This is a genomic window from Neptunomonas qingdaonensis (assembly GCF_900113275.1).
Lineage (GTDB): Bacteria > Pseudomonadota > Gammaproteobacteria > Pseudomonadales > Balneatricaceae > Neptunomonas > Neptunomonas qingdaonensis.
Genome location: NZ_FOOU01000006.1, coordinates 226232 through 246183, shown reverse-complemented (window position 1 = coordinate 246183; position 19952 = coordinate 226232). Strand labels below are relative to the sequence as shown.

Annotated in this window: 18 protein-coding genes; 8 read left to right on the top strand and 10 right to left on the bottom strand. The window is 46.4% G+C overall.

Annotated elements, in window-relative coordinates:
- Positions 1–12: 12 nt before the first annotated feature.
- Complete coding sequence (locus tag BM099_RS11160; RefSeq protein WP_090728060.1) at positions 13–963, bottom strand: LysR family transcriptional regulator; 951 nt, start codon at positions 961–963, stop codon at positions 13–15.
- A 277-nt stretch (positions 964–1240) separates the two neighbouring features.
- On the opposite strand from BM099_RS11160, the gene BM099_RS11155 reads away from it, so the two are divergent.
- Positions 1241–2656 (top strand): acetyl-CoA carboxylase biotin carboxylase subunit, encoded by a 1416-nt coding sequence (locus BM099_RS11155; protein WP_090728057.1) that lies wholly within the window; start codon positions 1241–1243, stop codon positions 2654–2656.
- Between the two features lie 21 nt (positions 2657–2677).
- Positions 2678–4510, top strand: coding sequence for a sodium-extruding oxaloacetate decarboxylase subunit alpha (gene oadA / locus BM099_RS11150; RefSeq protein WP_090728055.1), 1833 nt, complete (start codon positions 2678–2680; stop codon positions 4508–4510).
- A gap of 191 nt (positions 4511–4701) precedes the next feature.
- On the opposite strand, the gene BM099_RS11145 is transcribed toward oadA, so the two are convergent.
- The 7 genes from BM099_RS11145 to gloB all read right to left on the bottom strand — a co-directional run bounded on the left by BM099_RS11145 (position 4702) and on the right by gloB (position 13060).
- The gene (locus BM099_RS11145; protein ID WP_090728132.1) at positions 4702–6294 is read right to left on the bottom strand and encodes an ABC transporter ATP-binding protein; all 1593 of its coding nucleotides are present in this window, start codon (positions 6292–6294) and stop codon (positions 4702–4704) included.
- Between the two features lie 62 nt (positions 6295–6356).
- Positions 6357–7382, bottom strand: a complete 1026-nt coding sequence (locus BM099_RS11140; RefSeq protein WP_090728052.1) for an ABC transporter permease — start codon at positions 7380–7382, stop codon at positions 6357–6359.
- 2 nt (positions 7383–7384) lie between these two features.
- Positions 7385–8482 carry a microcin C ABC transporter permease YejB gene (locus tag BM099_RS11135; RefSeq protein ID WP_090728050.1) on the bottom strand — a complete coding sequence of 366 codons (1098 nt, stop codon included), beginning with the start codon at positions 8480–8482 and terminating at the stop codon, positions 7385–7387.
- Positions 8482–10290, bottom strand: a complete 1809-nt coding sequence (locus BM099_RS11130) for an extracellular solute-binding protein (protein WP_232349083.1) — start codon at positions 10288–10290, stop codon at positions 8482–8484. Before BM099_RS11130 ends, BM099_RS11135 begins: the two co-directional genes overlap by 1 nt.
- An 86-nt stretch (positions 10291–10376) precedes the next feature.
- Positions 10377–10622 carry a hypothetical protein gene (locus tag BM099_RS11125; RefSeq protein WP_090728048.1) on the bottom strand — a complete coding sequence of 82 codons (246 nt, stop codon included), beginning with the start codon at positions 10620–10622 and terminating at the stop codon, positions 10377–10379.
- 19 nt (positions 10623–10641) lie between these two features.
- Entirely contained in the window at positions 10642–12207 is a 1566-nt protein-coding gene (locus tag BM099_RS11120; RefSeq protein ID WP_090728045.1) for a LysM peptidoglycan-binding domain-containing protein, read from the bottom strand.
- A 79-nt stretch (positions 12208–12286) separates the two neighbouring features.
- Positions 12287–13060: a hydroxyacylglutathione hydrolase gene (gene gloB, locus BM099_RS11115; RefSeq protein ID WP_090728043.1), complete on the bottom strand. Its 774-nt coding sequence runs from the start codon at positions 13058–13060 to the stop codon at positions 12287–12289.
- Between the two features lie 98 nt (positions 13061–13158).
- On the opposite strand from gloB, the gene BM099_RS11110 reads away from it, so the two are divergent.
- The 3 genes from BM099_RS11110 to dnaQ are packed head-to-tail and all read left to right on the top strand — an operon-like array spanning position 13159 to position 15091.
- Positions 13159–13938, top strand: a complete 780-nt coding sequence (locus tag BM099_RS11110) for a class I SAM-dependent methyltransferase (protein ID WP_090728040.1) — start codon at positions 13159–13161, stop codon at positions 13936–13938.
- A complete protein-coding gene (gene rnhA / locus BM099_RS11105) occupies positions 13925–14368 on the top strand; it encodes a ribonuclease HI (RefSeq protein ID WP_090728037.1) in 444 nt (147 codons plus the stop codon). The genes BM099_RS11110 and rnhA overlap by 14 nt, the downstream gene beginning before the upstream one ends.
- Positions 14369–14374: 6 nt before the next feature.
- Positions 14375–15091 carry a DNA polymerase III subunit epsilon gene (gene dnaQ, locus BM099_RS11100; protein WP_090728035.1) on the top strand — a complete coding sequence of 239 codons (717 nt, stop codon included), beginning with the start codon at positions 14375–14377 and terminating at the stop codon, positions 15089–15091.
- 70 nt (positions 15092–15161) lie between these two features.
- Here dnaQ and nhaB read toward each other — a convergent pair whose 3' ends face one another.
- Positions 15162–16667 carry a sodium/proton antiporter NhaB gene (nhaB, locus tag BM099_RS11095; protein WP_090728032.1) on the bottom strand — a complete coding sequence of 502 codons (1506 nt, stop codon included), beginning with the start codon at positions 16665–16667 and terminating at the stop codon, positions 15162–15164.
- 206 nt (positions 16668–16873) lie between these two features.
- Here nhaB and nudC point away from each other — a divergent pair, with 206 nt between their 5' ends.
- Positions 16874–17665: an NAD(+) diphosphatase gene (nudC, locus tag BM099_RS11090; RefSeq protein WP_090728029.1), complete on the top strand. Its 792-nt coding sequence runs from the start codon at positions 16874–16876 to the stop codon at positions 17663–17665.
- A 9-nt stretch (positions 17666–17674) separates the two neighbouring features.
- Here the strand turns inward: nudC and BM099_RS11085 are convergent, their stop codons facing one another.
- Positions 17675–18022 carry an SCP2 sterol-binding domain-containing protein gene (locus BM099_RS11085; protein ID WP_090728027.1) on the bottom strand — a complete coding sequence of 116 codons (348 nt, stop codon included), beginning with the start codon at positions 18020–18022 and terminating at the stop codon, positions 17675–17677.
- A 107-nt stretch (positions 18023–18129) separates the two neighbouring features.
- Here BM099_RS11085 and sohB point away from each other — a divergent pair, with 107 nt between their 5' ends.
- Positions 18130–19200, top strand: coding sequence for a protease SohB (sohB, locus tag BM099_RS11080; RefSeq protein ID WP_090728023.1), 1071 nt, complete (start codon positions 18130–18132; stop codon positions 19198–19200).
- Between the two features lie 80 nt (positions 19201–19280).
- On the top strand, positions 19281–19940 hold the full coding sequence (locus BM099_RS11075; protein ID WP_090728020.1) for a TetR/AcrR family transcriptional regulator: 660 nt from the start codon (positions 19281–19283) through the stop codon (positions 19938–19940).
- Positions 19941–19952: the final 12 nt, after the last annotated feature.

Below are 19952 nucleotides of genomic sequence, written 5' to 3'. Positions count from 1 at the left end.
ATACTAGTGCTTTCAGGCCTGATATAAATGGTCAAAGTGCTCTTTTATGGCATCCATATTTAATTCAATGTATGACATAAAGGCTTCGGCTGCCGGCGTTAAGTGTTTATTGCGAGGGTAAACGGTATACCAGGATTGGCGTAATGGAAATCCTTCCATAGCTAACTCATGTAATAGGCCGTTGTTAAGTTCCAGTTGTACGCTTAGGCGTGGCATGACCGCCACGCCGAGGCCTGCCAAAACAGCATGTTTGATGGCTGCATTTGAACCCAGCTCCATCGCTTGAGTGAGAGTGACGCCTTGTGCTGAGCAATAAGCCTCCAGCGCATGGCGTGTCCCTGATCCCATCTCTCTTAACAGCATCGGCAGCGAGAAAAAAGCCTCAATGGATACTTCTGATTGCGTCGCCAATGGGTGCCCTGCGGGGACTACCGGAATCAGTTCGTTATCTAAAAATGGCATAAAGGAGAGTGAGCGATCCTGAGGTACCATCCCCATAATTACCAGATCATTTTGGTTTTCATCGAGTAATCGAATCGCCTGTGCGCGGTTAACGACTTTTAACTTCACATCCACGCGTGGGTATAGCCTGAGAAAACCTGCCAGCAGGTGAGGCACAACATACTGCGCGGTGCTGACAGCGGCAATATCTAACGAGCCCGCTACTGACCCTACCATCTCGGAAAGTTGAGTCTGTAGCTGGCTAAGCTGATCGAAAATTTGCTGGACGCATTGTGCCAGCATCTCTCCTGCCGGAGTGGTGTAGAGCTTTTTCCCTACATATTCAAATAACGGTTGTTCAAAGGCTTGCTCTATCTGGCGGATTTGTGAGCTTACGGCAGGTTGTGTCAGCCCCAGTGTTTCAGCCGCTTTACTATAACCGCGGACTTCGTAAACCGTCATAAATACTTGTAATTGGCGAAAGGAGAGTCGGTTCAATAACTGGTTAAGTGTATATGACATGTCTGCTTTATCCCGGTTATTTTTATAAAGGAGTTAAAAAAGGAGTTAAAAAAGGCGTAAAAAATTCACATAGGTTTTAGCCATGTTTAGAGGCGCTTGTAATAAGCACTTTTTAATAGCTCTTGTTAAGAGTCACTCGCTAGCTATAAGTTTTAGCTTATAGCTAATCTAACAAATATCAATTTTAAATATCAGGGCGTTAGTAGTAACTTCAAATAACTCTTTGTGTTTCTGGTCATTAGCGACCAGGGCGCTCTCTGTTTAAACGGAGGTTATTGTGATTAAAAAAGTATTGATAGCAAACCGTGGTGAAATTGCTCTCAGAATAGTGCGTGCCTGCGCTGAGATGGGGGTGCGTTCGGCTGCGATTTATACCGAGCCGGATCGTTACGCGTTGCATGTAAAGCGTGCTGATGAAGCGTACTTTATCGGTGAAGATCCGTTAGGCGGATACCTTGATGCGCGGCGAATCGTGAACCTGGCGGCTGAAACCGGATGTGATGCGATTCATCCGGGCTATGGTTTTTTATCGGAAAATGCCGAGTTTTCGCGGATATGCAATGAGCGCGGCATCGCCTTTATTGGTCCCTCAGCTGAAGTCATTTCTCGCATGGGCGACAAAACAGAAGCCCGGGCCGCCATGATTGGGGCAGGTATTCCTGTGACGCCGGGCTCGGATGGGAATTTACAGGATCTTGATGAAGCCCTGCTTGTGGCTGAAAAACTGGGTTATCCAGTGATGCTAAAAGCAACCTCCGGTGGCGGTGGGCGCGGTATCAGGCGCTGTGATACGCCGCAAGAGCTGAAGCAGCAATACCCGCGGGTTATTTCAGAAGCCACTAAGGCATTTGGTTCTGCAGAAGTGTTTCTTGAAAAATGTATCGTTGACCCGAAGCATATCGAAGTACAGATTTTGGCAGATAAGCACGGTAACGTGATTCATCTTTTTGAACGTGATTGTTCAATTCAGCGTCGTAACCAAAAACTCATTGAAATTGCGCCGAGTCCACAATTATCCGATGCTCAACGCGATTACATTGGAGATTTGGCGGTACGTGCGGCGAAGGCCGTTAATTATGAAAATGCCGGTACCGTTGAATTTCTGCTGACCGGTGAAGATTTCTTTTTCATGGAGATGAATACCCGTGTGCAGGTCGAGCATACCATCACGGAAGCGATCACCGGCGTGGATATTGTCCGCGAACAGATACGAATCGCCGCGGGTTTGCCGTTGCGTTATCAGCAATCGGAAATCCATTATCGTGGATTCGCCTTGCAGTTTCGAATTAATGCTGAGGACCCTAAAAATAACTTTTTACCCAGTTTTGGGAAAATATCACGCTACTATGCGCCGGGTGGCCCGGGTGTTCGAACCGATACAGCCATTTATACCGGCTATACCATACCCCCGTATTTTGACTCAATGTGTTTAAAGTTGATTGTCTGGGCGATGGATTGGGAAGATGTACTGGATCGTGGTTCGCGTGCACTGGAAGATATGCGCTTGCAAGGTGTGAAAACTACCGCAAGTTATTATCAGGGTATTTTGCATGATGCGGAGTTTCGTAGTGGCGTGTTCAACACCAGCTTCGTCGTTAATCATCCGGAGTTGTTGAATTACTCGGAAAAGCGCCATCCCAATGATATTGCACTGGCGATTGCGACAGCAATTGCAGCCCATGCTGGCCTATAAGTGACCGCTCAGGAGAGAAAGATGAAAGCTCTTAACGCTAAACCTATTTATGTTACTGATGTTATTTTACGTGATGCGCATCAATCCTTGATCGCTACACGTATGCGTACTGAAGATATGTTGCCGATCTGCGATAAATTGGATCAGGTGGGCTACTGGTCACTCGAAGTGTGGGGCGGTGCTACTTTTGATGCCTGTGTACGTTTTTTAAAAGAGGATCCCTGGGCACGTCTGAGACAGCTGCGCGCTGCTTTACCTAATACGCGTTTGCAGATGCTATTGCGCGGACAGAATTTACTCGGCTATCGCCATTATGCCGATGATGTGGTCGAAGCGTTTGTTGAACGTGCGGCGGCAAACGGCATTGATGTGTTCCGCGTTTTTGATGCGTTAAATGATTTACGCAACCTTGAAACGTCGATTAAGGCTGTGAAGAAAGCGGGTAAGCATGCTCAGGCAACGATTTGTTATACCACGAGTCCGGTGCATACAACGGCGTTATGGGTGCAGCAAGCTAAAGATCTGCGGGATATGGGAGCTGACTCTATCGCCTTAAAAGATATGGCGTGTTTGCTGACGCCTTATGCTACCTATGATCTGGTTAAAGCCTTAAAAGCAGCGGTGGATCTGCCTATTTTCATTCACTCGCACAGTACGGCGGGTTTAGCGGCCCAGTGCCAATTGAAAGCGATTGAAGCCGGTGCAGAGCATATTGATACGGCGATCTCCTCTTTTGCCGGGGGAACCAGCCATCCTGCCACAGAATCGCAGGTCGCTTCGTTAAAAGGCACGCCATGGGATACCGGGCTTGATTTGGCCTTGTTGCAGGAGATTGGGGATTATTTTCGTGAAGTACGTAAGAAATATCACCAGTATGAAAGTGAATTCACCCGTGAAGATGTTTCTGTGCAGATCAACCAAGTGCCGGGCGGTATGATGTCTAATTTGGCGAATCAGCTAAAAGAGCAACATGCTTTGGGACGCATTCGTGAAGTGTTTGACGAGATCCCTCGTGTTCGTAAAGATTTGGGCTATCCGCCGCTGGTCACGCCGACTTCACAAATTTTCGGTACGCAGGCCGTATTAAACGTGCTGGCGGGTGAGCGTTATAAGTCGATTACCAATGAAGTAAAACGTTATCTTGCAGGCGGCTACGGGCATCCTCCGGCACCTGTTGACCCACAAGTACAGAAACAGGCGATTGGCAACGGAGAGGTTATTGATGTGCGCCCGGCGGATCTGCTCAAGCCTGAATTAGCGCATTTACGTGCGGAGATCGGTGAGGCGGCATTGAGTGAAGAAGATGTGCTGACGTATGCCATGTTTCAGGATATCGGGCGTAAGTTTCTTGAAGAGCGAAACAGCGGTACGCTGGTGCCAGAGGCCTTATTGGCGAAATCTGACAGTGTGCGTCCCAGTGATGAAGGCGTACCTACTGAGTTCAGCATTGATGTGCATGGTGAGTCTTATCAGGTGAGTATCACGGGCATTAGTGCGACAGGTGCGAAAGGTGCGGGAGGCGCCGCTAAACGTACCGTTTATCTGACGCTGGATGGTGTGCCGGAAGAGGTCGCCTTTAAACCCTTGAACAGTTTTGTTGCTGAAGGCAGTGGCGAGCGAGCCGGGCGTGTTGCCAGTGCTCCAGGGCATGTGACGACCTCGATGCCGGGTAATATCGTCGATGTACTGGTGACGGTCGGGCAGCAGGTAACGGCAGGGCAAGCGGTTCTGGTGACGGAGGCAATGAAGATGGAAACAGAGATACAAGCGCCGTTAGCCGGCACGGTAATCGCCGTTAACGTGGTGAAAGGTGATCGGGTAACGCCCGGTGATATTCTGATAGAGATTGAATAGCCTGGAGCGGATCTCTCCCGCTACTCTGAATATTTGAGGCAATAGTTGGGGGGAATAGTTGAGGGTAAAAGTTGAAAGCAAAAACTTAAGGTGGTTCTGACAGTGGCTCCCAAGCCTGAGAGGCACTGTCAATCAAGGCATTATCGGTAAGGTTACGGATAATGCCTCATTTCCCATTTCCAGGTCTTGATCTATTCAAACGCCGCTTTGAGTAGTTCCTGCGTATAAGGGTGCGAAGGTGATTTAAAGAGCGTTTTCGCGGCTCCCTGCTCGACGACTTCGCCCTGTTTCATGACCAGCACCTTGTGGCTAAGTGCTTTGATAACCGATAAGTCATGACTGATAAATATATAACTGAGGCCATATTTTTTCTGCAGATCTTTGAGCAGTTCAACAATTTGCACTTGCACGGTTCTGTCCAGCGCTGATGTCGGCTCATCGAGAATAATAATGTCTGGTTTAAGGATGAGAGCGCGGGCAATCGAGATGCGTTGCCGCTGTCCTCCCGAGAACTCATGTGGATAACGGTGGCGCACTTCAGGATCAAGGTCTACTTCAATGAGCGCTTGGCGGATCATCGCTGTACGTTCCGACAGGCTGCCAATCTTGTGGACGCTTAAGCCTTCAGCGATACATTCTTCTACAGACATACGCGGGCTGAGACTGCCAAAAGGATCCTGAAATACCACTTGCAGCTGTCTGCGTAATGGCTTGACGGCTTTCTGATTGAGGTTGTCGATTCTGGCGCCATGAAAATTGATGACGCCTTCGCTACGGATCAGGCGAAGAATCGCCAGCCCGAGTGTGGTTTTCCCCGAACCTGACTCGCCGACTACACCGAGTGTTTCACCACGCCTGAGCGTCAGGCTAACGTCATTAACCGCTTTAATATGGTCAACGGTTCTGCCGAGAAAGCCGCGTTTGATCGGAAACCAGATTTTTAGCTGCTGAGTTTCTAAAATGAGTTCACTGTTTTCTTTGATGGGGAGTGGGTTGCCGGTGGGCTCTGCTGAAATCAGCTGTTGTGTGTAACGAGCCTGTGGTTGATTAAAGATTTGAGCAGTTGTGCCATGCTCGACTATTTCTCCCTCATACATTACACAGACATTTTTTGCATAGTGTTTAACAATATTCAGGTCATGAGTGATGAGTAGAATCGCCATGCCGAGCTTTTTTTGTAGTTGTTGTAATAGCTCTAATATTTGTTTCTGTACGGTCACATCCAACGCTGTTGTGGGTTCGTCAGCAATTAACAGCTGGGGTTCATTAGCCAGTGCCATAGCGATCATGACGCGCTGTCGCTGCCCACCGGATAGTTGGTGCGGGTAGCTGTCTAACCGGCTTTGCGGATCCCTTATGCCCACCAGATTGAGCAATTCGAGTATTCGCTCGCGGGCCGCATCGCCTTTGAGCATTTTGTGTAGCCAGAGGCTCTCGCCAATCTGTTTCTCGATCGTATGCAGTGGATTCAGCGAGGTCATCGGTTCCTGGAAAATAATGCTGATGCGGTCCCCGCGGATTTTTCTCAGGTTGGGTTCATCCGCTTGTAAAATATCTTCTCCCTGATACAGAATACGGCCGGTTGGGTGACTGGCTTTGGGGTAGGGGAGTAAGCGTAAAACAGACAAGGCGGTGACTGATTTTCCCGAGCCTGATTCGCCTACCAGCGCCAGTGTTTCGCCCTTGTTTAAGGTAAAGCTAACCGATTTTACCGCATTAACCGCCGTTGATCCTTCACCAAATTTCACGCTGAGGTTATCTATCTTGAGCAAGCACTCATCGATGTCAGCATTGCTGTCAGGGTTGGTCTCAGGGTTGGTCTCAAGGTTTAAGTTGCGTTGCTCCGTCATAATAAAGTTTTCCGTGGATCAAAAGCATCACGTATGGCTTCACCGATAAAAATCAGCAGGGTGAGCATAATAGACAGGGTCATAAAAGCAGACAGACCCAGCCAGGGCGCGTGCAGATTATCTTTGCCTTGTGCAATCAGTTCTCCCAGCGATGCGGAGCCTGGCGGTAGTCCAAAGCCAAGGAAGTCCAGTGCGGTGAGCGTCACGATGCCACCGTTGAAGATAAAAGGCATAAAGGTCAGTGTGGCGACCATGGCGTTAGGTAAGATATGTTTGAACATGATCTGCTGGTTCGATACGCCCAGGGCTCTGGCTGCTCTGACATATTCAAGATTCCTGCCACGCAGAAACTCTGCGCGTACCACGTCCACCAGATTCATCCACGAAAACAGCAGCATGATACCCAGCAGCCACCAGAAATTAGGCTCAACAATGCTGGCAAGAATAATCAGCAGAAACAGGACCGGAAGGCCAGACCAGATTTCGATAAAGCGCTGAAAGTACAGATCGACCTTGCCGCCGTAAAAGCCCTGTAACGCGCCGGCAATAACACCGATGACTGAGCTGGTGATGGTCAGTACCAGCGCGAATAGAATGGAGATACGAAACCCATAAATGACTCTGGCGAATACATCGCGCCCCTGATCATCGGTGCCTAACAGGTTTTCACTGCTCGGTGGTGACGGCGCCGGTACGGGTAGGTCATAGTTTATGGTGCGGTGGTCATAGCGTATCAGTGGCCAGAGGATCCAGCCGTTGCCTCCTTCGCTGATCAGTTCCTGGATATACGGATCTTTATAATCGGCCTGAGATTGAAACTCACCACCAAATTCGGTTTCGTAATATTCTTTAACGACAGGGAAATACAATTCTTCCTGAAATTTAATGACCAGCGGCTGGTCGTTGGCAATCAGTTCTGCAAATAGGCTCAGAACGAACAGCAATAAGAAAATCCACAATGACCAGTAGCCACGCCGGTTCATTTTGAAATTGGCAATTCGACGTTGATTGATAGGAGTCATGCTTACTGCTCCCTGCTTTCAAAGTCGATACGTGGGTCCACCATGACATAGGTCAGGTCGCTTATCAGCTTCATCAATAAGCCGATTAGCGTGAAAATATAAAGCGTCCCAAAAATGACCGGATAGTCGCGGTTGATAACGGCTTCATATCCGAGCAGGCCGAGTCCATCCAGAGAGAAGATGACTTCGATGAGCATGGAACCGGTAAAAAATATTCCGATTAAGGCGGCTGGCATTCCGGCGATAATCAAGAGCATCGCATTACGGAAAACATGACCATACAAAACACCTTTTTCAGTTAAGCCTTTGGCGCGTGCCGTCAGTACATATTGCTTGTTAATCTCATCAAGAAATGAGTTTTTGGTGAGCATAGTCAGCGTCGCGAAGCTGCTGATAACGGAGGCGAACACCGGCAGGGTGATGTGCCAGAAATAATCACCAATTTTGCCTAACAGAGAGAGTTCATCAAAATTAGAAGAGGTCAGTCCGCGTAGCGGAAACCAGTCGAAGTAGCTGCCACCGGCAAACAGAACGATGAGGAGAATCGCAAACAGAAAGTTAGGAATGGCATAGCCAATAATAATAACGGTACTGCTCCATATATCGAATCGGGAGCCATCTTTGACCGCTTTTCGAATGCCCAGTGGTACGGATATCAGATAAGTGAGCAGCGTGGTCCACAGCCCTAATGAGATAGACACCGGTAGCTTTTCGATAATCAGGTCTATGACGCTTTTGTCGCTGTAAAAGCTTTTGCCAAAGTCAAAGGTCAGATAGTTGCCGAGCATTTGAAAATAACGCTCATGGGCCGGCTTGTCGAAGCCGTACAGTGCTTCTATTTCAGCGACCAGACTTGGATCAAGACCGCGTCCACCACGGTAGCTGCTTGCCGTGCTGCTGCCGTTATTAGCCGAACCGGAAGTGAGATCGCCACCACCCGCGCCGCCAGGCAGGGCATTGTTTGTCAGGCCTTCGAGCTGCGCGATAGTCTGCTCAACAGGACCGCCCGGTGCGGCCTGAATAATAAGAAAGTTAATCGTCAGTATGCCGATGAGGGTGGGTATAATCAGCAGTAATCTGCGTAATATATAAGCCGCCATCAGTTAACCGGCTCAGCCAATGAAGGTTCTATCCACCAGGTATCAAAACCAAGGTCATACACCGGTGTGATCGCCGGATAGCCGAAAATGTTCTTGTAGGCGATACGATAGCTGCTGCTGTGATATTGCGGAATAACGTAGTAATTCCACTGAAGAACACGATCCAGTGCACGCGTACTGAATACCAGTTGTTTTCGGTCAGGCGCCTGAATAATCCGTTCGATCAACTTATCAATCACCGGGTTCTCAATGCCAATCAGATTACGGCTGCCGGGTTGTTGCGCATTCATTGAGCCCCAGTACTCAAACTGCTCATTGCCCGGTGATGAGGACTGGCCAAACGAACCGACAACCATGTCAAAATCAAATGCGCGCAGTCGGTTGATATATTGAGAGACATCAACAATGCGGATGTTGGCCTGAATACCCATGCGCTGCAGGTTTTTGATCATAGGGGCAACAATGCGTTCGAACTCTTTCTGAACCAGCAAGATTTCAAAAACCATCGCTTCTTTTGTGTCTTTATTGATGAGCTTTCCGTTGGTCAGCTCCCATCCGGAAGTTTTTAATATGCGAAGCGCCTGTCTTATTTGAGGGCGTATCTGGCCTGTGCCGTCATAGGTCGGCGCCCGATAAACCTGAGTGAAAACCTCGGCTGGGAGCTGATCTCTGAACGGCTCCAGAATGGCAATCTCCTCGGCTGTAGGCAGTTCGTTTGCTGCCATATCCGAGTTTGAAAAGTAGCTATGGGTACGCGTATAAGCACTGTAAAAAAGATTGCTGTTGGTCCATTCAAAGTCAAAAGCATAGGTGAGCGCTTTGCGGACTTGTGGGTCTTGAAAGTAGGGTTTACGTGTATTAAATAAAAATGCCTGCATACCGGTGGGTTTTTGATGCAAGATTTCCTTTTTAATCAGTTTGCCGCTATCAAATTGCGGGCCTGTATAGCCGGTAGCCCACTGTTTTGAGGAGGTCTCCTGTCTGAAATCATAGGCACCTGCTTTAAAGGCTTCTAAGGAGACAGTACTGTCCCGGTAGTAATCATAAGTGATGGAATCAAAATTAAATCGGCCTTTGTTGACGGGAAGGTCTTTGCCCCAATAATCCGCATTGCGTTGATAGGTAACAGAACGCCCTGATTCAAACTTGCTCAGTATGTAAGGGCCTGAACCGACTGGGATTTGGGTTAACGGAGCTGAGAAGTCCTGGTTTTTCCAAAAATGCTGAGGAAGAATAGGGATCTCGCCAACAATCAACGGAAGTTCTCTGTTGCCATTGTTTTTAAAATGAAACTTTACGGTCAGCGGATTGATCGCTTCTACTTGTTCAATATCGCCAAGATAAGCTCTGTAAAAAGGCGCACCTTTCTCAAGTAATGTATTGAAGGTGAACACGACATCCTGAGCCGTAACCGGTTGCCCGTCAGAGAAGCGTGCTTCCGGCCGGAGAAAGAAAGTAATATGCTCTCGTGACGCTGGCATATCAACGCTGGCGGCTAATAAACCATATTGAGAAAAAGGCTCATCCAGCGCTTTATTCATTAAGCTGTCGTAGATCAGTCCTAAGCCATCTGCCGATGTCCCTTTGATGATAAACCCATTGAAGCTGTCGAATGTGCCCAATGCCCATTCTTTGATATCGCCCCCCTTGGGAGCCGCAGGGTTGGCGTATTCAAAGTGAGTGAAATCAGCTGGATATTTGAGGTCGCCATGCATAGACAAGCCATGTTGTGCGGCGTTACATGAAAAAGAAATAATGCTGATAAGGAGTGTATTTAAAAGTGTTTTTTTTAAAGAAAACATAGACATAAACTAAAACCCAGAGTGTTTGGCTGCGTACTGATAATGCTGTTATATCAGTGACGATCATTGAATACCACTCTTCAATCGTCTGTTTATTCAGAAGAATAGTGTTTAGCGTGCTCGGTTAAGAGTTGATGGAGTAGTTTGCGCGGTGTTTTTTCCGAGATGAGACGCTGGTGCTCACGGCTCAGGTATGACTGTTTTTCATTGTCGCCGTTTGCCAGACCTTTGATTAAATCCTGATCCATCCAGCGTTGAATGCGTCTGTAAAGAAATACTTTAAAGATAATGGCGCTGGCGGTGGCAACGACGATAATAAAAATATCAAGCATACTCATAAAGATTTGTACCGTTAACTTAACTTTCGCTGATAAAGATAGTGAGCTGTTGTCCTGTTTTGATAACAGCATTATCGCTGCTTAAATTATTCCACTCGCGAATATCAGCTACATTCACATTATAACGCTCAGCAATCACAGAAAGGGAGTCGCCATTTTGTACTCTGTAACCAATTTTCTGAAGTGCCTCTGCTTCGTCTTTGCTGAAGTTGTTAGGTAAATTACCAATTCTTAATGTTTTGCCGATCTTGAGCGTGTCACCGGACTTGATATTATTCCATTGTTTAAGCGATGCGACACTCACTTGATGGGTTTTGGCTATGTCCCACAAAGTATCACCTGCCTGAACTTTGTATTGGGAAATTATATCCGTTTTACGCCTGGATTTAGTATTTTCGAATGGATTTTCCAAGGTTGATTCTGGCGGTATGAAGAGGGTTTTTCCGGCAAGTAGTCGGTTGGAAGATAGCTGGTTAGCGTTCTTGATAACGCTCACGGATGTTTCAAATTTCTCTGCTATCACACTCAGTGAATCACCTGACTTGATGGTATATTCTGTCCAACTGGCGTTGGGTTGGGTCAGTTCATTTAAAGCACTACGAAACTGTTGTGCTTTGTTTTCTGGGATAAGCAAGCGATACGGGCCTGATGGGGCTGATAGTTTGCCCAGGATGCCAGGATTTAATTGTTTTATTTCTGCGAGACGAGTTCCGGAAATATCGGCGGCCTGAGCCAGATTGATCTGTCCGCTTGTTTCGACGATATCAAAATAGGGTTCATTATTGATCGTCGGAAGGTCCATTGTATATAGGTCTGGAGATCTGACAAACGAGGCAAGAGCCAGGATCCTTGGAACATAAAGTCGCGTTTCTTTTGGTAAAGGAAGCGACCAGTAATCAGTGGGTTTTCCGGCCTCTTTGTTTTTTCTGATCGCTCTGGATACGGTGCCGCCACCGGCGTTGTAGGCGGCCATTGTTAACAACCAATCACCGTCAAAGCGTTTGTTTAAATCTTCAAGATAGTCCAGAGCACCATGGGTAGAATCGATAATATCTTTACGCCCATCATACCAACGGTTTTTTTCTAATCCGCGGTATTCTGCCGTGCTGGGTATAAATTGCCAGATGCCGGCAGCGTGTCCCGAAGAGTAGGCTTGCGGATCATAGGTGCTTTCAACGGCAGGTAATAAAGCGATTTCTGCGGGCAAGCCGCGTTTAAGAACTTCATTCAAAACATAATGATAATAACGGGCGGCATTTTCTGTTACGCGCCGCATATGACTTGGATACTGGCTATACCACTCTATTTGTGTGGTGACAGCTTGGTGCTCAGCGTCATCTGTGAGTAGAAAATTTGCACGCGTGAGCTCCCACAGATCCTCATGAGAGCCGGTAAATTCGGCCTGTTTTGAAATGGGCTGATGTGGTTTTTTTACTTGTTGCGCCGCAGGGATAGTCGAAGTTACCCGGCTATTAATCGTGGTTGCCGCTTTATCGGCTGGTATATTTTCACTTTTTGGTATTGTTTGACACCCGACGAGCAGACTCGATACCAACAGGGTTGGGAGAAATAAACGACTATGCATGCGGCTGTTCCGTGAATTTTAGATGCGTAATTTTAGCAGGCTTAACAAAAGGGTCAATGCATCATATTGTGCAGATCGATCAGAAATTATTTTTCCATTCACGAATAGCCGTAAAAGTATCAAGTTCAGAGTTTATGCTTGTCTTTTTATAACCTTGTGCTGCTATTTGTACTTGCTGATTATTGGAGCGCATGAAGGGGTTTATTTTCAGCTCTTGAGCGATGTTAGAAGGCAATGTCGGCTGGTTAGCCGCTCTTAACATTCGGCATTTCTCTGTTGCCTGTTGAATATCATTGTTGTTGGGTTCTACTGCTGCCGCAAAGGCAAGGTTGGCTAACGAGTACTCATGGGTGCAGTAAATATTTGTATTTGCGGGTAATGATGTAAAGTAGTGCATATTGTCTAACATTTGTGCGGCGCTGCCTTCGAACAGGCGGCCACAACCGGCTAAAAACAGAGTATCCCCACAGAATAGTTGCGGTGTAGCTGTTGGTTGAAAATAACAGATATGATCCAGCGTGTGTCCGGGCACCTCTTTTACAATTAATGTTTCGCCTAAAATATTAATCTCCATCTGATCTGTTAACGGGTGGGATATATCCTTAAAGGGCGAATTTGCAGGTCCGTATACAGGTATCGAGTACATCTCAGTCAGCTGTTTTACACCGCCTGTATGATCAGGGTGATGGTGTGTTAACAAAATAGCTGCTAAAGGTTTTTGGTTGGTTTTAATTGCCTGAATGACAACATCGGCATCGCCGGGGTCGACTACCACCATGCCGGTCGAGTTTTCTGTTGTCAGCATCCAGATGTAATTGTCAGTAAAAGCGGGCAGCGCTGTTGCGATAAACATGCAGAATCCTCATATATTTAATAGCCTGAGATTACCCTAAAGGGTTATCACTGTTAATATGTTGTCTTAGTAAAAATTAAGGTTTATAGCGTTCACTGATGAATTATCGAAATCAAGAGCCTGTTGAGCAACTGTCAGAACCTTTAAGGAAATGGCTTTCAGAAAATATGGGTCAGGATTTGCTGGAAGCAGAACAGCGAATACTGGATCGTTTGTTGCCTGGCCTGTATGGCGTACATCTGGCGCAGATTGGTATTGATCCTGTAAGAGATCTGGCAGAGTCAAGCTCCATAACACATACTTTTATTGTTTATCATAAACTCGAACTCGGAATGAAAACTAACAGTATTGTGGCTCAGGCTACAGAACTGCCGCTGGAACATAATAGCGTGGATGTTGTGTTGTTACATCACACCTTAGATTTTACCGCCAGCCCGCATCAGGTTTTACGCGAAGCTGCACGAGTGCTTCGACCGGGTGGACATTTGTTGATTGTGAATTTTAATCCCGTCTCCTGGTGGGGTATCTCTCGTTTGTTAACCCGTAACAGTAAAAAAAACGTCTGGCAAAATGCGCATTTTTTAAGTCATCATCGATTAATCGACTGGATTAATTTACTGGAACTCACCGAGCTACGTTCACTCAGCGATTATTTTTTCCCGCCTTGCGAGTCTCCCGCTGTGAGACGGCGCTTTGGGTGGCTGCAGGCATTTGCAAGAAAGTCGATGCCCAGGTTTGGCGCATTTAATGTGATTCTGGCTCGAAAAGATATCGGCGGTATGACCGCGATTAATCCGCGGAATTTGGCAAAACGTTTTATAAGGCTACCGGTGAGTGAGCCGGCCACAACAAGAGGACAGGCACGTGAAAGTCGTTGAGATATTTACTGATGGAGCCTGTAAAGGAAACCCAGGCCCGGGTGGCTGGGGAGCGGTTCTCAGATATGGTGATAAAGAAAAGCTGTTATGGGGTGGCGATAAAGATACCACTAATAATCGTATGGAGTTATTGGCTGCTATTGAAGCCCTGTCGGCCTTGAATAAATCCTGCAGTGTTGTGCTGACGACTGACTCACAATATGTACGAAAAGGTATTACTGAGTGGATTGCCGGGTGGCGCAAAAATGGCTGGAAAACAGCGGCAAAGAAGCCGGTTAAAAATGCTGATTTATGGCAGCGACTCGATGATCTGTCTGCGCAATACAAAATCGATTGGCGTTGGGTTAAAGGGCATAGCGGGCATCCGGAAAACGAATTGGCAGATCAGTTAGCTAATCGTGGTGTCGATGAGATTTTAAAAAGGGTTTAAAGCAGTATGCGTCAGATTATTCTCGATACAGAAACAACCGGCCTTGAGTGGTCGGAAGGTCACAATATTATAGAAATCGGCTGCGTTGAAATGCAGCGACGACGTTTAACCGGTAACCATTATCATCAGTATATCAAGCCGGATCGCGAGATTGATCAGGAAGCGATGGCGGTGCATGGAATCACTCATGAATTTCTTGAAGATAAACCACGCTTCAAGGGTATTGCGGATGAGTTTCTCGAGTTTATTCGTGGCGCTGAGCTAATTATCCATAATGCGACGTTTGATATTGGCTTTATTGATGCCGAGTTAGAGCGTAATGGTTACGCGGTTCGGATCGCCGATATTTGTACTATTACCGACTCATTGCGTTTGGCGCGGAGTAAACATCCCGGACAAAAAAATAACTTAAATGCGTTATGCAAACGTTACGGTATCGATAACTCTCATCGTGAGTTACACGGGGCGTTATTGGATTCGGAAATCCTCGCAGATGTTTATCTTGCTCTGACAGGTGGCCAGACGTCGTTATTACTGAGTGATCATGCGGAGACTCAGGAGGGCGATGTAGCGATCGTTAAAAGAGTGGGCGCTGAATCATTAGGTCTGCCGGTGGTGCTAGCGACGGATGCAGAAATTGAAGCACACGAGTTATTTCTGGATAGATTAGATAAGAGTGCAGGTGGTGAGTGCTTATGGCGAAAGGCCGTATCTGATGGTTGAAGTTGGAATAGCTTTAGACAAATAACAAAGCGGGCATGATAGCCCGCTTTTTTTCATAGATTTTTTATGATTAGTGAAGTGCGATAGTGACAGCCGTGTATCCCACCAGACTCATGACGACAGTGTATGGGAGGGCCATTAACACCATGCGTCCGTATGAAAGACGGATAAGTGGTGCCAGAGCAGATGTCAGTAAGAACAGGAAAGCAGCCTGGCCATTAGGGGTAGCAACACTGGGAATATTGGTTCCTGTGTTGATCGCGATGGCTAGCGAATCAAAATGATCCCGGGTAATTTCACCTGCGGCTAAAGCTGCAGTGACTTCGTTGATATAAACAGTGGCAACAAAGACGTTATCACTGATGGCGGAAAGCATACCGTTGGCGATAAAGAAGAAACCCGGCTGGTCTGCTGGGTCCATCGCAAGCACCGCATGAATAATAGGTTGGAACAGGTGCTGATCATGTATGACAGAAACTACCGCAAAGAAAACGACTAACAGAGCGGTAAACGGAAGTGCTTCCTCAAAAGCTTTACCAATCTGATGTTCTTCGGTGATGCCGTTCATGGCTGTTAATACAACGATAACGGTTAATCCGATCAAGCCAACTGCCGCAAGATGAAATGCTAAGGCTAATACAAGGAAAATAGAGACTAAAACCTGAATAGTAAGCTCTGCTTTATCACGAAGGGTGCGTTTTTTGTCTTCCTGAGCGGCAAAGTCTTCAAGAATGTGTCGTACTCTAACCGGCAGCTCAATGCCATAACCAAAGGTACGCGTTTTTTCCAGAGTAAAACAGGTAAGCAGGCCTGCAATAAGAACGGGCATTGTTATCGGTGCCATCAGCACAAAGAATTCAGCAAAATCCCATCCTGCTTTTTGAGCAATCAGCAGGTTTTGCGGTTCGCCAACTAATGTGCAAACGCCGCCTAATGCCGTGCCGACGGCACCATGCATGAGCAGGCTTCGCAAAAATGCACGGAAATCTTCAAGGTCATTCCTGTTTGTTTCTTCAACAGAGTTGTCGTCAGCATGATCATGTTCGTGGTCATAATGTTTACCGGAGGCGACTTTGTGATAAACAGAAAAGAATCCGACCCCTACACTAATGAGTACGGCCGTAACAGTGAGGGCGTCGAGGAATGCAGACAGGAACGCAGCCGATAATGAGAAGAGTAATGAAAGGCTTGCTTTAGATTTTACCTTTAACAGAATAATGGTAAAAATCCATAGCAGCATGGATTTCATAAAATAGATGCCTGCAACCATGAACATCAATAGCAAGATAACTTCCAAATTACTGCTAACTTCATGATAAACGGATTCAGGTGATGCCAGTCCTATGACGATCGCTTCAAGCGCCAGCAGCCCGCCGGGTTGTAGTGGATAGCATTTGAGTGCCAGCGCTAATGTAAATATGAACTCGAATATCAGTGTCCAGCCAGTGACAACAGGCCCTGCTACTATTAAAAGAATAGGGTTTAAAATCAGAAAGCCAATAATAGCCTGCTTGTACCAGACCGGCGAATTGCCTAAGAAATTTCGCATTAAAGCCTGAAGAAAAGAGATGGTCATTTATCATCGTCCTAATTGTAAAACAGCTCGTTTGTGACAAACGGAGACTCGAATGTTGGTGTAGACTAGCAGTAGATTGATAAAACCTGAATAGAAAAGCGTGACGATAGGCTAAATAAGTCGGCTTTCAGAGAAAACATTGACATTTGTCATGTCTGTTTATAGTACTTGTTTATCAAAGGGATACGTAAAGTGCTGGTAATCAAATGAATCATGAGAAGAAGTTGGAGAGGATAGTGGACGATCTCTATATAGTGGGTTCATCAGGGTCTATGTATTTGAATGCTGAAGGCGGTTATTTGCATGCCAGTAAAGAAAGTTTGTCAGCACAGAATATTGAGGCTGTTTATCCCGTCGGTATGATCGGGGAGGCTGCTATTCATGCAATCATTCTCAGAAGAGGGTCTTCGATTCCTTTTGAAAAGGCTAATCTCAGAAGCCTGTTGTCAGTGTCTAAGAATGAGCAGGAGTACGTAACATTATCCCGGGCTGCGCAACTGATTATCTGGCATAACGAGCATCGGTACTGCGGTCGTTGCGGACATAAAATGTTGCACCATGCTGTTGATTTAGCCAAGCATTGTGAGCAGTGCTCATTAGCTCAGTATCCGCGTATTTCGCCTTGTATCATTGTTCTAGTGGTTGATGGCGATCGCTGTGTTCTGGCCCGCTCGCCGCGTTTTCCGCCGGGGCGATTCAGTACATTGGCGGGTTTTATCGAAGCAGGGGAGAGTGCCGAAGCGGCTGTGCATCGGGAAATTCACGAAGAGGTTGGCATCGATGTTACAAATGTGCGTTATTTTAAAAGCCAGTCCTGGCCTTTTCCGCATTCTTTAATGTTGGGTTTCTTTGCTGATTATGCGGGAGGGGAGTTACTCGCAGACGGCGTTGAAATTGAGGAGGCTAACTGGTATTACCGCGACGCAATGCCCGATCTTCCTCCTTCATTTGCTATCTCATCTGCATTGATTCAACAGTTTTTGAACGGCGATGTGTAAGCAGACGTGTCAGGCAGAGGTGTGATCTTGGCTTTTGTCTTTAAATAACTTACCGAGTTTTGTTGCCAGTATGACGTTGCCTTCAGCGCGGAGCTGCCCCTTCATGAAGGCACTCATACCATCCTGCTGCCCTGTGACCACGTTAATGAAAGTTTCAGCGTCCATCAGTAACGTGATCGATGGATCATGATGCTCGCCCTGAGTAGTCGTGCAGCTTTGCTCGTTGATAGTAATATAAAAGTTATCGTCGTCTTCAAGTAAGAACTGAAAGATAGCATTGAGGTTTTCAGCGGCATCGGCCTGAAAGCGCGAAGGGAGTTTTGCGATTACGCGGGCTACAGTAATATCTGAACTCATTTATATACATTCCTGTCACGAAAAGTAGTTTACAGTGGATTCGTTAATTGGCTTTTATGGTACATTAGCCGACTTAATACTGATAACTCTTTTTCTGGAGAAACCTGTTGTCTGAATTTTTCTTTGAATACGGTCTGTTTGCGGCGAAAGCATTTACCGGATTAATCGTTGTGCTTTTATTAATCGCCGGGATTCTCATGGTGAGCTCACGTCATCATCGCGATGATCGGGATGGTGCCGTTGATCTAACATCGCTTAATGAGTTTTACGATGATATGAAAGATACTGTCGAGGCGGCAGTATTAGATAAAGATGCCTACAAGCAACTGCTTAAAGAGCAGAAAAAGCAGGATAAGCTCGAAAGCAAGCAGCGCAAAAAGGATGCGAAAAAAGGCGTTGAGAAGGAGCAAGAAGAAAAAAAACGTATTTATGTTCTTGATTTTGATGGTGATATTAAAGCCAGTGAGGTTGAGCCGTTACGCGAAGAGATTTCGGCGGTACTTACCTTTGCGCGTCCTATTGATGAAGTCGTTATTCGACTTGAAAGTGCCGGTGGCATGGTGCATACCTATGGGCTGGCTGCTTCTCAGTTGGCACGTATAAAAGCCAGCGGTATTCCATTAACCGTATGTGTCGATCAGGTAGCCGCCAGTGGTGGGTATCTGATGGCGTGTTTGGCTGACAGATTGATTGCTGCGCCGTTTGCACTGGTGGGTTCAATCGGCGTGATTGCGCAGATTCCTAACTTCAACCGCGTCTTGAAAAAGCATGATGTTGATTATGAAATGTTTACCGCCGGAGAATATAAACGCACAGTCACTATGTTTGGTGAAAATACTGAAAAAGGTAAACAGAAGTTTATTGAAGAGCTGGAAGATACTCATGCTTTGTTTAAAGAGTTTGTTTCTGATTATCGGCCGCAGTTAGACATTGAAAAAGTAGCCACCGGTGAAGTCTGGTTTGGCAAGCGTGCTTTAGCAGAGAAGCTGGTGGATGAATTATCGACCAGTGATGATTACCTGATGACAGCCTGTGATGATGCTGATGTGTTTCGGGTACGCTATGAGATGAAGAAGTCGCTTCAGGAGCGTTTGAGTGAAATGGCCATTCAAACAACTGATGGTGTTGTTTCGAAAATTTGGTCACGTGTTTCAAACAGCCGTTTTTTAACGCGTTAAATAATATTGTTCTATTGCCGGTGTTTGCGCTATATTTTTAGTGGACTCATTTAAAAAAGTGCTGATAACGGGAGTAGAGCTTGGGGCGGTCAAAAACGGCGACTCAAATACTGAAGGCTGCAGAAGCCTTGTTTGCTGAGCAGGGATTCTCAGAAACGACCATGCGCCAGATTACCGCTGCTGCAGATGTAAATCTGGCAGCGGTTAATTATCATTTCGGATCAAAACAGGGGCTTATCCAGGCTGTTTCTGAGCAATATCTTTATCCATTTTGTGAATATATAGATAACGCCATCTCTGAATACCTCGTTAATAATCCACAAGTAACCGTATCTGTAGATGATTTGATCGAGATGGTGATGCGAGCGCTGCTGCATGTTCGCCAGAACAACTCACATGCCTTACCGATGTTTATGCGTTTGCTTGACCTGGCCTATATGAAGAATCAAAAAGAGTTGCGAGATTATATTCTGCTCGAGCATTACACTAAGTTAGAGGTGTTTTTAGCGCAGCTGCGAATTGATGCATCACCCATGGAAGATGATGAATTTTTTTGGCGTTTGCATTTTCTGCTGGGATCAATGGTTTTTACTTTATCGAACGTCCATACATTGATGGAAATAGAAAAAAAGGAGTTTGATAAAGAAGATGAAATTGAAAAAATTCTGCATCGAATGGTTCCCGTTATCTCCGCTGGTTTTATGGCGCGTTCCGATAAAACATATTTCTGTCGACTCTGATTTATATCCTTC

Excerpts from the sequence above, each read along its gene's own strand:
- BM099_RS11160 (WP_090728060.1), bottom strand. The coding sequence starts at position 963 with ATGTCATATACACTTAACCAGTTATTGAACCGACTCTCCTTTCGCCAA.
- oadA (WP_090728055.1), top strand. The coding sequence starts at position 2,678 with ATGAAAGCTCTTAACGCTAAACCTATTTATGTTACTGATGTTATTTTA.
- BM099_RS11140 (WP_090728052.1), bottom strand. The coding sequence starts at position 7,382 with ATGACTCCTATCAATCAACGTCGAATTGCCAATTTCAAAATGAACCGG.
- BM099_RS11135 (WP_090728050.1), bottom strand. The coding sequence starts at position 8,482 with ATGGCGGCTTATATATTACGCAGATTACTGCTGATTATACCCACCCTC.
- BM099_RS11130 (WP_232349083.1), bottom strand. The coding sequence starts at position 10,290 with ATGTCTATGTTTTCTTTAAAAAAAACACTTTTAAATACACTCCTTATC.
- BM099_RS11125 (WP_090728048.1), bottom strand. The coding sequence starts at position 10,622 with ATGAGTATGCTTGATATTTTTATTATCGTCGTTGCCACCGCCAGCGCC.
- BM099_RS11120 (WP_090728045.1), bottom strand. The coding sequence starts at position 12,207 with ATGCATAGTCGTTTATTTCTCCCAACCCTGTTGGTATCGAGTCTGCTC.
- gloB (WP_090728043.1), bottom strand. The coding sequence starts at position 13,060 with ATGTTTATCGCAACAGCGCTGCCCGCTTTTACTGACAATTACATCTGG.
- BM099_RS11110 (WP_090728040.1), top strand. The coding sequence starts at position 13,159 with ATGAATTATCGAAATCAAGAGCCTGTTGAGCAACTGTCAGAACCTTTA.
- dnaQ (WP_090728035.1), top strand. The coding sequence starts at position 14,375 with ATGCGTCAGATTATTCTCGATACAGAAACAACCGGCCTTGAGTGGTCG.
- nhaB (WP_090728032.1), bottom strand. The coding sequence starts at position 16,667 with ATGACCATCTCTTTTCTTCAGGCTTTAATGCGAAATTTCTTAGGCAAT.
- nudC (WP_090728029.1), top strand. The coding sequence starts at position 16,874 with ATGAATCATGAGAAGAAGTTGGAGAGGATAGTGGACGATCTCTATATA.
- BM099_RS11085 (WP_090728027.1), bottom strand. The coding sequence starts at position 18,022 with ATGAGTTCAGATATTACTGTAGCCCGCGTAATCGCAAAACTCCCTTCG.